The following is a 14,539-nucleotide window of genomic DNA, read 5'->3' as shown; positions in this document are numbered from 1 at the left end:
ATTTTTTGATTTGGTACTCATAACGAATGATTTCATTATGAAGAGGTTGCAATCAGTTCAAATTTTTCCTCTTTATTCGGATGCAAAGGTATGAAACCATTTTGATTTGCAAATTAATACGCTACTTTTTTCTTTTAAACAAAAGTTAAAAACCATAGAGCTTGTTTTTATTTGAAATATTTTGTAAAAAAATTTGGATAATTCAAAAAGACTTTGCAATTTTGTGCCATATAAAATCAGAGAGAAATGAATCTAATTATGGTCAATAAATCTTGTAAACAGTCGAAGTATTCGGCGGAGCAGTTTATTGTCTAAATATTAGTATAAAATATATTCATAAAACCTCTGCCTTTTCAAGCAGAGGTTTTTTTTAAGGTAAAAATTACAACAATGATCCATTTACTATCCAAAAAAATTCAAATGATTAAGTGCAACGTGCAGGATATGTTCGTTTGCCTCTGTTGTTATCAAAAGTGAGTTTAAAACTCAAGTAAGGCATATAATACAAAGCCCTTTTGGTAACTACAAATACCAAAAGGGCTTTTTTAATATAATAAAAAAATAAAAAATTATGAAAACTATACACACCATATATAGTCAGTTTTTAGCTTTGTTTCGAAGAGGAGCAAGTGCTAATCAAAATCATTTTAGCCATAATATTGCTGCAAAAAGCAAAAGTTTATTGGGTTCGCCTTTGTACTTTCAAGAAGATGAACATCTCTTTATCTAAATATTCTTTTTAAAAATGTAAGAACTACGTAGTTTTTTCTACGTAGTTTTAAAAAGGATAATTTATTTAAGTGCTTGATAATTAGTTTAAAATACGTAGTTTTTTTAAAATTTTAATTTTGAAAAATTGTAAGAAAAAAATTGGATTTTAAAAAAAAGAATTGCATATTTGTATATATTCAAAATTAAGGAGAGGCAAATATTGATTTTGGATAAAAAGATTGAAACTACGTTTTTAAAACGGAATTAATTAGAAAGAAAGAATAATCAAATGACACTAAATTTTTCGAATAAGATGAACTGTTTTTCGCTAATCAATATGTGGGGTACTCAGGTACTGTCTAGTTGATGTCAAAAGATTTTAAGCACTATAACTTAAACCCTTTTGGTAACACTATTCCAAAAGGGTTTTTTCATTTTGAAAAGGGACTTAACAAAAAAATAAAATTAAAACAAACAAATACTAATATTCAAACAATTGTAAATCATGGAAACAAAAAATTATTTCACGAGGACGGTGAGTTACTTGAGGAGTTTCAGAGCCAAAAAAAATGCAGTTATGACTGCGAACGAATTGATTCACCCTAGATTTGGTGTGACCAATAGCACTAAAAAAAATGAAAAGAATCCAACAAATTCTTTGACGTTTTTAATGTATTCACAAGAAAATGAAAATCTATTTATTTAACATTATGAAAAATCACAAAAGCAGCAAGCAATTATAAGTCTGGAATTTGTTCGATTTATAAGTTGCTTGCTTTTTATTTGTTATTTTTTTGTTAGAGTAGCCAAAACGAAAGTTTTAAATTTGTTTGTTTGCAAAAATAGTAGTTAATTTGCGCAGTTAAGTTCAAATAAAGTATTGAAATGTTATAAAGAAAGGACGAGGGATTAGACCCGATGAATCCTTAGCAACCCTTCGGTAAATCGAAGAAGGTGCTGCATTCTACCACGCCCAACGTGGAAAGATAACAATAAGAGTTTTTCTAGTTTACTTCTAGTTTTCTTTTTAATATTTCCAAATACAAATCAATAATAAAAAAGATTTGACATTGGAAAATAAACCCACAAATATTATACTTACTGATTTCACCACACATAATGGTGCTGTTTGTAGTACTCTAAACTTAAGCTATCAAGTTTTTGGTGCGCCTTTGCATTCGGCTCCCGTTATTTTAATCAACCATGCTTTGACTGGGAACTCTCAGGTTATAGGTGAGTCGGGCTGGTGGAACGATATTGTAGGTGAAGAAAAAACAATTGATACTCTAAAATATACAATTGTTGCTTTCGATGTGCCAGGAAATGGTTTTAACTCGGCTACAATTGAAAATTACAGGGATTTTATTGCAAGGGATATTGCTAGAATTTTTATCGAAGGACTTAGAATATTAAAAATTGAAAAATTATTCGCTTTAATTGGAGGTTCTGTTGGTGGCGGAATAGCCTGGGAAATTTTAGCCTTAGAACCCAAATTAGCAGCGAATTTTATTCCGATTGCGACCGACTGGAAATCGACCGATTGGCTGATTGCGAATTGTTACTTGCAAGAGCAAATCCTGAATAATTCTAAAAAGCCTATCGAAGACGCTCGCATCCACGCCATGTTGTGCTATCGAACTCCCGAATCCTTCAAGGCAAAATTTAATAGAGATATTAATGTTCAGCTTGAAAAATTTCAAGTAGAAAGTTGGCTAAACTATCATGGAGAAAAATTAGAAAAAAGGTTTCAGCTTGCAGCATACAAGATGATGAACCAACTTTTAAAAACGATTGATATAACTCGAAATGGACAATCTTTTGAATCAGTTATTTCTAAAGTTGAAGCGAATATATACATTGTAGGAATTAATTCGGATCTGTTTTTTACCGCACAAGAAAATAGAGAAACCTACAACGAGATTAAAAAATTTAAGAATAATGTGTTTTACAGTGAGATTGACTCACAGCACGGGCACGATGCTTTTTTGATGGAATACGAACAATTGGACAATTTGTTAGAAGTTGTTTTCAAAAATAAAAAACAGATGAAAATAGTAAAATTTGGTGGAAAATCTTTAGCGAATGGCGAAGGTATTAATACAGTTTTAGATATTATAGAAAGTAAAATTAAGCAGGAAGAGAAAATTGCAATAGTGGTTTCGGCAAGGGGAAATGCTACCGATGAGTTAGATGATATTCTTACTATAGCCGCTAAAAATGGAAATTATAAACCACTATTAGAAAGTTTCAAAACCTATCAAAAAGATGGTTTTGAAGAAGTTGATTTTACGACAGAATTTGAAAAGTTAGATAAACTTTTTGAAGGAGTTAGTTTAATTGGCGATTATAGCGCCAAGATTCAAGATCAGATTTTAGCTCAAGGCGAAGTGCTTTCGGCGAAATTGATGGTGTTTTTGTTGAATCAAAAAGGGATTTCAGCAAAACTTGCCGATACCCGAGATTTAATTATTACAGATTCTAATTTTGGTGATGCGCAACCAATTGATGCTATTTCCAAAAAGAATGTCATTCAGTTTTTTAAAGAAAATAAGGAAACCGTTTTAGTAGTTACGGGTTTTATCGGTTCGAATAATAAGCACGAAACCACCACTTTGGGACGAAATGGAAGTAATTATACCGCATCCTTAATTGCGAATTATGTCAATGCAGAAGAATTACAAAATTTTACACACGTTGATGGAATTTATACGGCTAATCCAGAATTGGTTTCGGATGCTAAAAAGATCGAAACATTATCGTATAATGAAGCCAATGAAATGGCAAATTTTGGAGCCACAATTTTACATGCAAAAACCATTATTCCTTTATTAGAAAAAAATATACCGCTTCGAATTTTAAATACGTTCAACCACGAAAATAAAGGAACTTTAATCACGGCTGATTCTACTAAAGAAGGTATTAAAACACTTTCTGTTTTGGAAAATGTGTCTTTAGTTAATTTGGAAGGTCGCGGATTGTTAGGAAAAACAGGAGTTGATGCTCGAATTTTTAGAGTGATGGGTGATAATGATATTAGTGTAAGTATCATTTCGCAAGGATCCTCTGAAAGAGGAATTGGGTTGGTGGTAGATGCGGATAAAGCAACCAAAGCAATGATTGAATTGGAAAAAGAATTCGAAAATGATTTCTATTCTAAAGATGTAAATCGTATTTCGGTGACTGATGATGTCTCGGTGATTTCGATTATTGGTCAAGATTTGAGTACGTTTCACAAACCGTACACCGCTTTAATCAAAAATAAAATTGTTCCGATTTTGTTTAACAACACCGTTACGGGTAAAAACGTAAGTTTGGTCGTTAAAAAAAACGAATTAAACAGGGCGCTAAATGTTATTCACGGTGAAATTTTTGGAGTTGCCAAAAAAATCAATATTGCTGTCTTTGGTCACGGTTTAGTGGGCGGAACTTTAATTGATCAAATTTTAGAATCGGCTCCAGCCATCGAAAAGCGCAAAGGAATAAAACTAAATGTTTTTGCCATTGCCAATTCCAAAAAAGTGCTTTTAGATAAAAACGGCGTTACTTCCGATTGGAAAAACGAACTTCAAGCGACGGCAGCCGGCTATACAATTAACGATATTATAGCTTATGCAAACGAAAATAATCTTGAAAATTTAATTGCAGTAGATAATACAGCGAGCAAAACGTTTGTTGAAAATTATATTCCGTTGGTTGAAAGCAGTTTTGATTTGATTTCTTCGAATAAAGTAGCCAACACGTTGACTTATGGTTTTTACAAAGAATTGCGAAAGGTTTTAGAAGAAAATCAAAAGAGTTATTTGTATGAAACAAACGTTGGTGCAGGATTACCTTTGATTGATACCATCAAATTATTACACCTTTCAGGTGAAAATATCACTAAAATAAAAGGCGTTTTCTCGGGAACATTGAGTTATTTATTCAATAATTTCTCTGCTAAAGAGGTGCCGTTTAGCGAAATTTTGAAAGAAGCCATTGATAACGGTTTTACTGAACCAGATCCGCGTGAAGATTTATGTGGAAATGATGTGGGCCGCAAATTATTGATTTTGGCTCGTGAACTTGATTTGCAAAATGAATTTGAAGAAGTGGCTATTCAGAATCTAATTCCGGAACATTTACGTGAAGGTGATGTTGCTGATTTCTTGACAAAATTAAAAGAATTCGACCCAATTTACGATAAAATAAAATCGGCACAAGAACCAGATTACGTGTTGCGTTACATTGGAGAATTGTCCGGTGATTTGCAAAATGATAAAGGAAATCTAGAAGTGAAACTGGTTTCAGTACCAAAAGAGACCGCTTTGGGTGGCTTAAAAGGTTCTGATTCGTTCTTCGAAATTTATACGGAATCGTATGGAGATAGACCAATCGTAATTCAAGGAGCAGGAGCAGGATCGGCAGTAACGGCAAGAGGAGTTTTTGGAGATATTTTGAGATTGTCGGATAAAGGATAGTTTTAGTATTCAGTATTCCAGTTTTTAGTAATCAAAAAAAATAAAAATGAAAATAACATTAAACAGAGTAAACGAAAACTTTCACTTCGAATTAAAAAACGAACGTGGACATATAGTAAATGTAGATGCGCGTCCAGATTTTGGAGGAAATGATATGGGGCCGAGTCCGATGGAATTGGTTTTAATGGGTGTAGCAGGCTGCAGTGGAATTGATATGATTTCGATTCTAAAAAAACAACGACAGGAAATAACTTCTTTTAAAGCGGAAGTGGAGGGAGAACGTGTACAGGTTGGAGAAGCAAAACCATTCAAAGACATTTACGTGGTATTTTCTTTAGAAGGAAATATCAAAGAAGATAAAGCAGCAAAAGCAGCACAATTGTCTTTTGACAAATATTGTTCAGTTTCTAAAACAGTAGAACCAACTGCGACTATTCACTACAAAGTAATTTTGAATGGAGTGGAATTAGCAAAAATTAATTAAAGAATAAAGACATCATGAACGAAGAAGAATTCGGGTTCGAAACCCAAGCCATACGTAATCATTTAGATAAAACACAATTTCTAGAGCATTCTACACCTCTATATTTATCTTCAAGTTTTGTATTTGAAGATGCTGAAGATATGAGAGCTTCTTTTACAGAAGAGAAAGTAAGAAATATTTATTCTCGCTTTAGCAATCCAAATACAACCGAGTTTGTTGATAAAGTGTGTGCAATGGAAGGAGCCGAGGCTGGTTATGCTTTTGCAACTGGAATGGCAGCTATTTATTCGACTTTCGCAGCATTGTTAAGTTCAGGAGATCATATTGTGTCTGCAGGAAGCGTTTTTGGTTCTACTCACGCATTGTTTATGACCTATTTTCCAAAATGGAATATCGAAACTTCTTATTTTGATATCAACCAACCAGAAACAATAGAAAGTTTTATCAAGCCCAATACAAAAATTTTATATGTTGAAACACCTACAAATCCAGGTGTTGATGTTATTGATTTAGAATTATTAGGACAAATTGCAAAAAAGCACAATTTAATTTTTATTGTAGATAATTGTTTTGCAACGCCTTACATTCAACAACCCATTAAGTACGGAGCGCATATTGTGGTGCATTCGGCAACCAAATTAATGGATGGTCAAGGAAGAGTTTTAGGCGGAATTGCAGTTGGTCAAGCCGATTTGATTCGTCAAATTTATTTGTTCTCAAGAAATACTGGTCCGGCAATGTCACCTTTTAACGCTTGGGTGTTGTCTAAAAGTTTAGAAACATTGGCTGTTCGTGTGGATAGACATTGCGAAAATGCTTTGAAAGTGGCTGCGTTTTTAGAAAGTCATCCTAATGTAAATAGTGTGAAATATCCGTTCTTAAAATCACACCCAAAATATGAAGTTGCCAAAAAACAAATGCTTCATGGCGGAAATATTATTGCTTTTGAAATTAAAGGCGGAATCGAAGCGGGACGTAGATTTTTGGATAAAATTAAATTGTGTTCGCTATCGGCAAATATCGGAGATGTAAAGACGATAGTAACACATCCAGCTTCTACAACCCATAGCAAATTATCGACAGAAGAAAAATTAGCGGTTGGAATTACCGAAGGTTTGGTTCGTGTTTCGGTAGGTTTGGAAACTGTAAAAGACGTTATCGCCGATTTAGAGCAGGCATTGGCATAAAGTAATGCATTTTGGAATCCCGATTTTTGATTGTAGCTTTACATCAATCAAGAATCGGGATTCTGATTTATTTATTTCAACAAAAATGATTTCTAAAAAAACAAAATACGGAATAAAAGCTTTAACTTATTTGGCACGGCAGGAAGATCAAACTCCTGTTGCCATTGCCGATATTGCCGCTAGTGAGCATATTTCGATTAAATTTTTGGAAAGTATTTTGCTTTTACTTAGAAATTCGGGTTTTCTTGGGGCAAAAAAAGGAAAAGGTGGCGGTTATTATTTAATCAAAGATCCGAAAGAAATTAGTATGGCAAAAGTCTATCGCATACTCGAAGGTCCCATTGCGTTGTTGCCTTGTGCATCGCATAATTTCTACGAAAAATGTGATGATTGCGATGATGAAGTAACTTGCGCTGCTAGAAGATTAATGACCGAAGTTAGAGATAATACGCTTAAAATTTTAGAAAGCAATTCCTTGGCCGATATTGCTTTTTAATTCAAAAAAAAATAGGTAAAAAAAAAGACGATTGTATCAATGTGTGTACAATCGTCTTTTTTTATTGCTTTCTTTTTATTTAAAACACCAATTTATATCCCACCATAAAAAGCATTATAGCAATAGCGTTTCTTAGGAATAAATCTGGCACTTTTCCGCTTAACATACTTCCTATATATATCCCAGGTAACGAACCCATTAAAAGTTGTGCTAATAAACTCAAGTCTAAATTGCCCATTGTGGCATGTCCAATACCGGCTACTAAAGTTAGCGGAACGGCATGAGCGATCTCGGTTCCTACTAATTTTGTGGTAGGCAATAACGGATATAAAAAAAACAAAGTTACCGTTCCTAATGCTCCTGCTCCGATTGATGTTAAGGTTACAGTTGCGCCTAAAAGAATACCTATAGCAACCGTTAACAAGTTTTGAGTTTGACTCTCGGAGTGAAATTTATCGCCAGCATGGCGTTGTGATAAAGTCAAAAGTTTCTTTTTGAATAAAATGGCAATAGAAGTAACCAACAAAGCCCAGCCCAAACTGTATTTTATGAGTTTGTTTAAAGTTGTTATATCGGTATTAATACTTTCTAAAATCCATAGAGTAACCAAGGCAGCAGGCACACTTCCCAAAGCCAACCAACCTGTAATTTTCCAATTAATGTTCTTTTTTTTGTGGTGTACAAATATGCCGCCCATTTTGGTAAAGGCTGCATAAAGCAAATCGGTTCCTACTGCTGTTGTTGGTGGAATTCCGAACCACAATAATATAGGCGTCATCAAAGAACCTCCTCCTACACCTGTCATGCCTACTACAAAACCAACAAACAAACCTGCTACTACAAGACCAATCTGAAAATCCATGCTGAAAAATTTTTGTCAAAAGTAATAAGTAATTTATAATAATCCTATCGATTTTGTAGACTATTTAATTTTAAATGTAAAATTGTTTTTTAAGTCGTTGGTATTTAAGTTTTTGTATTTTATTTTTTCTTTTTGTCTGAAAAATAAGCTAAAGTATTGCCTTTTTGAAATTGTTTGATTTTCAGAATAAAAAAAAGCAAAGAATGTTTTGTAATTTATAAATAAGTACTACTTTTGCAGAGTAATCTACTAACCCGATAGGGTAATAGATTTTAAAGAAAAACAAATAGCAATGGATGCATCAATAATTTCAACTTTATTAGCTAAAACAAAAGACTTTACTTTAGAGGAAACATTGTTGTTTTTGACTAATGAATTTCCTGAAAAAGTTGTTTTTTCAACCTCATTTGGGCAAGAAGACCAAGTTATTACGGATTATATTTTTAAAAATGATATTCCTGTTACGGTATTTACTTTAGATACAGGGAGATTGTTTCAGGAAACCTACGATGTTTTTCATAAAACATTAAAAAAATACAAAAAACAAATTGAGGTTTATTTTCCAGAAGCGGCCTCGGTAGAGCAATTACTTCAAACAAAAGGCCCAAACAGTTTTTATGATTCGGTTGAAAACAGAAAAGAATGCTGTTTTATTCGCAAAGTAGTACCTCTTAAAAAGGCATTGGCGGGAAATGAAGTTTGGATTACGGGTTTAAGAGCCGAGCAGTCTGAAAATCGCCAAAACCTAGATTTATTTGAGTATGATGATAATTTCAAAATAATCAAATTTAATCCTTTATTGAGATGGAGTTTAGAAGAAGTGAATGCGTATTTAAAAGAGTTTAACGTGCCGCAAAATGCTTTACATCAAAAAGGATTTGTGAGTATTGGTTGTGCGCCTTGTACCAGAGCTATTTTTCCGGGTGAAGACATACGAGCCGGAAGATGGTGGTGGGAATCCAGTCATAAAGAGTGTGGTTTACACGGAGCAAAAAAAGTATAAAGAGATAAAGATAATAGAATAAAGAAGATAGGTTTAATAACTCTGAGAATTTGAAAATCATTAAATCATTAAATCTTTAAATTTTTAAAATAAAAAAATAAATGAATTCAGTTTTTAAATCAAATGCGCTAGAAGCAGAAGCAATATACATATTTAGAGAAGTTGTTTCTCAATTTGAAAAACCAGTATTACTTTTTTCGGGAGGAAAAGATTCGATAACCTTAGTGCGTTTGGCACAAAAAGCCTTTTTTCCGGCTAAAATTCCGTTTCCGTTATTACACGTAGATACCGGACATAATTTTCCTGAAACTATCGCTTTTAGAGATAAATTGGTTGAAGAGTTAGGTTTAGAGTTGATTGTTCGTAATGTGCAAGATGCTATCGATTCAGGAAAAGTGGTGGAGGAAACAGGAAAATATTCTAGTAGAAACAGTTTGCAAACCACTACACTTTTAGACGCGATTGAAGAATTTAAATTTGATGCTTGTATTGGTGGTGCGCGCCGTGATGAAGAAAAAGCAAGAGCAAAAGAGCGCATTTTCTCTGTTCGTGATGACTTTGGTCAATGGGATGAGAAAAACCAACGTCCAGAGTTATTTGATATTTTAAATGGTAAAATTGAAATTGGACAAAACGTTCGTGTATTCCCAATTTCAAACTGGACAGAGTTAGATGTTTGGAGTTATATCGAGCAAGAACATATTGAAATCCCTTCTATTTATTTTTCTCATAAAAGAAAAGTCTTTTTAAGAGATGGTTTGATTTGGTCGCATTCTCCTTTTGTTTACCAAGAAGAAGATGAGCAAATTGAAGAAAGAATTGTGCGTTTTAGAACTGTGGGAGATATGAGTTGTACCGCTGCAGTAGAATCGTATGCCTCAACGATTGCTGAGGTAGTTGGTGAGATTAGACAATCTACCATTTCTGAACGTGGAGCTCGAATTGACGATAAACGCTCGGAAGCCGCAATGGAGAAGAGAAAACAACAAGGATACTTTTAATAATTAAGAATTGTAAATTATAAATTTTGAATTATTGCCGAAGCATTTAATATTCAAAATTCAACATTTAAATATAAAAAAAACTGATGGAAGTTTTAAAAATAGCAACAGCAGGAAGTGTAGATGACGGAAAAAGTACGTTAATCGGTAGATTATTATACGATACTAAATCTTTAACTACAGATAAAATTGAAGCAATTGAAAAAAGTAGTAAACAAAAAGGATACGATTATCTTGACTTTTCATTGGCAACTGACGGATTGGTGGCTGAGAGAGAGCAAGGAATTACCATTGATGTAGCCCATATTTATTTTTCGACTGCGAAAAAAAGTTACATCATTGCCGATACGCCAGGTCACGTAGAATATACCCGAAATATGGTTACAGGAGCTTCTACTTCGCAAGTGTCAATCATTTTGATTGATGCTCGTAAAGGTGTAATTGAACAAACGTATCGTCACTTTTTTATCAATAACTTATTGCGAGTTAAAGAGGTGATTGTGGCTATTAATAAAATGGATTTAGTTGATTATTCGGAAGAAGTTTACAATAAAATCAAAGCCGACTTTGAAGCATTAAATGCAAAAAGTTCATTTAAAGAACAAAATGTAAGTTACATTCCGATTAGTGCTTTAACTGGTGGAAATGTGGCACAACATGCTGATGAAATGCCATGGTACACAGGTCAAAGTGTGTTAGAACATTTAGAAGCTTTGAAATCTTCTGATGTTTATGAAAGTGCTCAGGCTCGTTTTCCAGTACAAACGGTTATCCGTCCTAAAACACAACAATATCATGATTTTAGAGGATATGCAGGAAAATTATACGGAAACTCACTTCAAGTAGGTGATGCTGTTACGGTTTTACCTTCTTTAACTGAATCAAAAATTAGTAAAATTCACTTTTTTGATAAAGAATATTCTGAGGCAAATGCTGGTTCATCAATCACAATTGAATTAGAAAATGATATCAATGTAACGCGTGGTGATATGATTGTAAAATCAAATGAGTTACCAACCATTGAAAAAGATATCAATACAACGGTTTGTTGGATGGATTCAAAAAAATTAGTTCCGGGTACCAAATATTTAGTACAGCACAACACCAATCGTATTTTAGCAAAAGTTGATGCCATTAAGAGTGTGATAGCTACTGATTATTCAGGTTCTAAAGAAGCAAATCAGTTGGCAATTAATGAAATTGGAGAAGTAACTATCAAATTAAGTAAACCATTATATTTTGATGCTTACGATAAAAATAAATCAAATGGAGCCTTTATCTTAATTGATACTTCAACCAACACAACAGCTGGAGTAGGATTTATTAAATAGTTGATCGTTGATAGTTTTTAGTTGATAGTACGCTACCAACAACTATCAACCAACAACCAACAACCAACAACCAACAACTAAGAAAGAAATGGAAAGTTTTAGAACAGAAATAGAAAATCCGATAGTTCAAAAAGAAATTATTGAATTAGAGAAAAAGATACATTTATTCCGTGGAGGTAAAATTGATGACGAACGTTTTCGTAGTCTACGTTTAGCACGTGGAATTTACGGGCAACGTCAGGAAGGTGTTCAAATGATTCGTATTAAATTGCCTTACGGAAAAGTGACTAGCGAGCAATTAAAACGTATCACAGATGTTTCTGAAGAATATTCTACAGGACGTTTACACATTACAACCCGTCAGGATATCCAAATTCACTACGTAAGCTTAGACAGGACACCTGAACTTTGGGCCGATTTAGCCAAAGACGATATTACATTGCGCGAAGCTTGTGGTAACACTGTTCGTAATATTACAGGTAGTGAATTGGCAGGAATTGACGTGAACGAACCGTTTGATGTTACGCCTTATGCACATGCAATGTTTCAATATTTGTTGAGAAATCCTATTTGTCAGGAAATGGGACGTAAATTCAAAATTTCGTTCTCTTCTTCTGATGAAGATACGGCTTTGAGTTATTTACACGATTTAGGATTTATTCCAAAAATTAAAGATGGACAAAAAGGATTTAAAGTTGTTTTTGGAGGAGGATTAGGTTCACAGCCAGCTCATGCCGAATTACTTTCAGAGTTCATACCAGTTAATAAAATTATACCAACTGCCGAAGGAATTATTCGTGTTTTTGATCGTCATGGAGAACGTGCTAAACGTATGAAAGCGCGCATGAAATTCTTAATCAAAGATATTGGTAAAGATGCCTTTTTAGAGTTGGTTGAAGCAGAGACTAAAGCTATTGCTTTTGAAACTTATGAGATTGACACCACTGCTTTTGAAGGCCCAATTACAGAACCATTATTAGAGGTGCCGCAAGTTACAATTGAAGATACTGCTGCTTATGAAGCTTGGAAAAAATCAAACGTAATTGCTCAAAAACAAGAAGGATATTACGCTATCGGAATTAAAGTTTTATTGGGTGATTTTTACATTGATAAAGCGAGATTATTAGCAGACTTAATCAAAAATTATGGAGCAAATGAATTGCGTTTTTCACTACGTCAAAATATTGTAATTCGTAATATCAAAGAAGAAAATTTACCGTTCTTCTACCAAGAATTAGCCAAATTAGATTTTGTAAATCTAGGTTATAATTCTTTGGCAGATATTACCGCTTGTCCAGGTACAGATACTTGTAATTTAGGAATTGCTAGTAGTACTGGAATTGCAGATGAATTGGAGCGTGTGATTAATGCCGAATATCCTCAGTATAAAGAAAATCGTGAAATTGAAATCAAAATTTCAGGTTGTATGAATGCTTGTGGACAACACAATATGTCAGCAATTGGTTTCCAAGGAATGTCAATTAATTCCGGGAAATTAGTAGCGCCAGCTTTACAAGTTTTGTTAGGCGGTGGACGTTTAGGAAATGGTGAAGGACGTTTTGCAGATAAAGTAATTAAAATTCCGAGTAAAAGAGGACCAGAAGCTTTGCGTACTATTTTAAATGATTTTGGAGCTAATGCTAATGGATTGTCATTTTTGAATTACTACGATGAAAAAGGTGAAAAATATTTCTATGAAATTTTAAAACCGTTATCCGATACAACCAATTTAACCGAAGATGATTTTGTAGATTGGGGTAATGCAGATAACTACGTAAAAGCCGTTGGAGTAGGTGAATGTGCCGGTGTGGTAATTGATTTGGTAGCTACTTTATTATTAGAAGCAAAAGAAAAAATCAGCTTTGCACAAGAAGCTTTCAACGATGCAAAATGGTCTGATGCTATTTACCATGCTTATGCTGGTTTTGTAAATGGAGCCAAAGCATTGTTGTTGTCTGAAAACGAAAAAACAAACAACCACGCTGGAATTATTGATTTGTTTGACAACGTTTTTGTAGCCTCAGGAAAAATTGAGTTAGGTACTACATTTAACGATTTGGTGTATCAAATCAATAAAACAGAACCATCAGAAGCTTTTGCAAAACAATATATAGAAGAAGCGATTGCTTTTTTTGATAACATCGAAAAATACAGAGCGCAAGAATTAGCCAATGCATAATCACAAAAATCCCAAAGTAACTTTAGTAGGTGCGGGGCCTGGTGATCCTGAATTGCTGACTTTAAAAGGTGTCCGAGTACTTGCTGAAGCCAATGTGGTTTTGTATGATGCCTTGGCTAATGAAGCCATCTTGTCTTATGCGCCTGCCAATGCTATTAAAATTTTTGTGGGCAAACGAATAGGTAATCATGCATATTCGCAAGATGAAATCAACCAATTATTAGTCGATAATGCGTTGACTTATGGAAATGTAGTGCGTCTTAAAGGAGGCGATTCGTTTGTTTTTGGCCGAGGAAGTGAAGAAATGGAATTTGTAGCAAGTTTTGGAATAGAAACAGTAGTCGTGCCGGGAATTTCTTCGGTAATTGCTGTGCCGGCTGCGCAAGGAATTTCTATTACAAAAAGAGGAATTGCCGAGAGTTTTTGGGCTATTACCGGCACTACTTCTACTAAAGAATTGTCTGCCGATGTAGCACTAGCGGCACAATCAACCGCAACGGTGGTAATTTTGATGGGAATGAGTAAATTGCAGCAAATTATTTCCTTATTTCAAAAACAAGGAAAGGGAGAACTCCCAATAGCAATTATTCAAAACGGAACATTGCCCAACGAGAAAATTGGAGTTGGAACAATCGATACGATCCAGCAAGTTGTGTTTGAAAATGAATTAGCTTCGCCTGCTATTATCGTGATTGGAGAAGTAGTAAAAGAAAGAAATAATTTAAAAGGGTTTTACGAAAATTTCGTAGTAGAGACGGGTTTCAAACCCGTCTGTACAGATTCCGTCTGTACAGATTCCGGTGAATTTGATACCCGATTAAAATAATC

Annotated in this window: 11 protein-coding genes and 1 riboswitch; of the genes, 10 read left to right on the top strand and 1 reads right to left on the bottom strand. The window is 33.9% G+C overall.

Going from position 1 to position 14,539, the window contains the following annotated elements:
* Positions 1 to 571: 571 nt before the first annotated feature.
* The 5 genes from I5M07_RS12430 to I5M07_RS12410 all read left to right on the top strand — a co-directional run bounded on the left by I5M07_RS12430 (position 572) and on the right by I5M07_RS12410 (position 7,335).
* A complete protein-coding gene (locus tag I5M07_RS12430; RefSeq protein WP_200106771.1) occupies positions 572 to 730 on the top strand; it encodes a hypothetical protein in 159 nt (52 codons plus the stop codon).
* Between the two features lie 866 nt (positions 731 to 1,596).
* A riboswitch (SAM riboswitch) is annotated at positions 1,597 to 1,704 on the top strand.
* Positions 1,705 to 1,781: 77 nt separating this feature from the next.
* On the top strand, positions 1,782 to 5,168 hold the full coding sequence (gene thrA / locus I5M07_RS12425; protein ID WP_200106770.1) for a bifunctional aspartate kinase/homoserine dehydrogenase I: 3,387 nt from the start codon (positions 1,782 to 1,784) through the stop codon (positions 5,166 to 5,168).
* A 46-nt stretch (positions 5,169 to 5,214) separates the two neighbouring features.
* Complete coding sequence (locus tag I5M07_RS12420) at positions 5,215 to 5,652, top strand: OsmC family protein (protein WP_200106769.1); 438 nt, start codon at positions 5,215 to 5,217, stop codon at positions 5,650 to 5,652.
* A 14-nt stretch (positions 5,653 to 5,666) separates the two neighbouring features.
* On the top strand, positions 5,667 to 6,839 hold the full coding sequence (locus I5M07_RS12415; protein ID WP_200106768.1) for a trans-sulfuration enzyme family protein: 1,173 nt from the start codon (positions 5,667 to 5,669) through the stop codon (positions 6,837 to 6,839).
* 85 nt (positions 6,840 to 6,924) lie between these two features.
* The gene (locus I5M07_RS12410) at positions 6,925 to 7,335 is read left to right on the top strand and encodes an RrF2 family transcriptional regulator (RefSeq protein ID WP_200106767.1); all 411 of its coding nucleotides are present in this window, start codon (positions 6,925 to 6,927) and stop codon (positions 7,333 to 7,335) included.
* A 79-nt stretch (positions 7,336 to 7,414) separates the two neighbouring features.
* On the opposite strand, the gene I5M07_RS12405 is transcribed toward I5M07_RS12410, so the two are convergent.
* On the bottom strand, positions 7,415 to 8,197 hold the full coding sequence (locus I5M07_RS12405; protein ID WP_200106766.1) for a sulfite exporter TauE/SafE family protein: 783 nt from the start codon (positions 8,195 to 8,197) through the stop codon (positions 7,415 to 7,417).
* Between the two features lie 292 nt (positions 8,198 to 8,489).
* Here I5M07_RS12405 and I5M07_RS12400 point away from each other — a divergent pair, with 292 nt between their 5' ends.
* The 5 genes from I5M07_RS12400 to cobA all read left to right on the top strand — a co-directional run bounded on the left by I5M07_RS12400 (position 8,490) and on the right by cobA (position 14,537).
* Positions 8,490 to 9,200 carry a phosphoadenylyl-sulfate reductase gene (locus tag I5M07_RS12400; RefSeq protein WP_200106765.1) on the top strand — a complete coding sequence of 237 codons (711 nt, stop codon included), beginning with the start codon at positions 8,490 to 8,492 and terminating at the stop codon, positions 9,198 to 9,200.
* 101 nt (positions 9,201 to 9,301) lie between these two features.
* Positions 9,302 to 10,201, top strand: a complete 900-nt coding sequence (gene cysD / locus I5M07_RS12395; RefSeq protein WP_200106764.1) for a sulfate adenylyltransferase subunit CysD — start codon at positions 9,302 to 9,304, stop codon at positions 10,199 to 10,201.
* Positions 10,202 to 10,287: 86 nt separating this feature from the next.
* Positions 10,288 to 11,532: a sulfate adenylyltransferase subunit 1 gene (locus tag I5M07_RS12390; protein ID WP_200106763.1), complete on the top strand. Its 1,245-nt coding sequence runs from the start codon at positions 10,288 to 10,290 to the stop codon at positions 11,530 to 11,532.
* Positions 11,533 to 11,620: 88 nt separating this feature from the next.
* The gene (locus I5M07_RS12385) at positions 11,621 to 13,711 is read left to right on the top strand and encodes a HEPN domain-containing protein (protein ID WP_200106762.1); all 2,091 of its coding nucleotides are present in this window, start codon (positions 11,621 to 11,623) and stop codon (positions 13,709 to 13,711) included.
* Entirely contained in the window at positions 13,704 to 14,537 is an 834-nt protein-coding gene (cobA, locus tag I5M07_RS12380) for a uroporphyrinogen-III C-methyltransferase (RefSeq protein WP_200106761.1), read from the top strand. The genes I5M07_RS12385 and cobA overlap by 8 nt, the downstream gene beginning before the upstream one ends.
* Positions 14,538 to 14,539: the final 2 nt, after the last annotated feature.

The organism is Flavobacterium agrisoli, from assembly GCF_016522065.1.
GTDB classification, from domain to species: domain Bacteria; phylum Bacteroidota; class Bacteroidia; order Flavobacteriales; family Flavobacteriaceae; genus Flavobacterium; species Flavobacterium agrisoli.
Note: the sequence above shows the minus strand (reverse complement) of the source record. Positions and strands in the feature narration are given on the sequence as shown.

Coding starts and splice junctions, on each gene's coding strand:
- I5M07_RS12430 (WP_200106771.1), top strand. CDS start 572: ATGAAAACTATACACACCATATATAGTCAGTTTTTAGCTTTGTTTCGA.
- I5M07_RS12420 (WP_200106769.1), top strand. CDS start 5,215: ATGAAAATAACATTAAACAGAGTAAACGAAAACTTTCACTTCGAATTA.
- I5M07_RS12415 (WP_200106768.1), top strand. CDS start 5,667: ATGAACGAAGAAGAATTCGGGTTCGAAACCCAAGCCATACGTAATCAT.
- I5M07_RS12410 (WP_200106767.1), top strand. CDS start 6,925: ATGATTTCTAAAAAAACAAAATACGGAATAAAAGCTTTAACTTATTTG.
- I5M07_RS12405 (WP_200106766.1), bottom strand. CDS start 8,197: ATGGATTTTCAGATTGGTCTTGTAGTAGCAGGTTTGTTTGTTGGTTTT.
- I5M07_RS12400 (WP_200106765.1), top strand. CDS start 8,490: ATGGATGCATCAATAATTTCAACTTTATTAGCTAAAACAAAAGACTTT.
- cysD (WP_200106764.1), top strand. CDS start 9,302: ATGAATTCAGTTTTTAAATCAAATGCGCTAGAAGCAGAAGCAATATAC.
- I5M07_RS12390 (WP_200106763.1), top strand. CDS start 10,288: ATGGAAGTTTTAAAAATAGCAACAGCAGGAAGTGTAGATGACGGAAAA.
- I5M07_RS12385 (WP_200106762.1), top strand. CDS start 11,621: ATGGAAAGTTTTAGAACAGAAATAGAAAATCCGATAGTTCAAAAAGAA.
- cobA (WP_200106761.1), top strand. CDS start 13,704: ATGCATAATCACAAAAATCCCAAAGTAACTTTAGTAGGTGCGGGGCCT.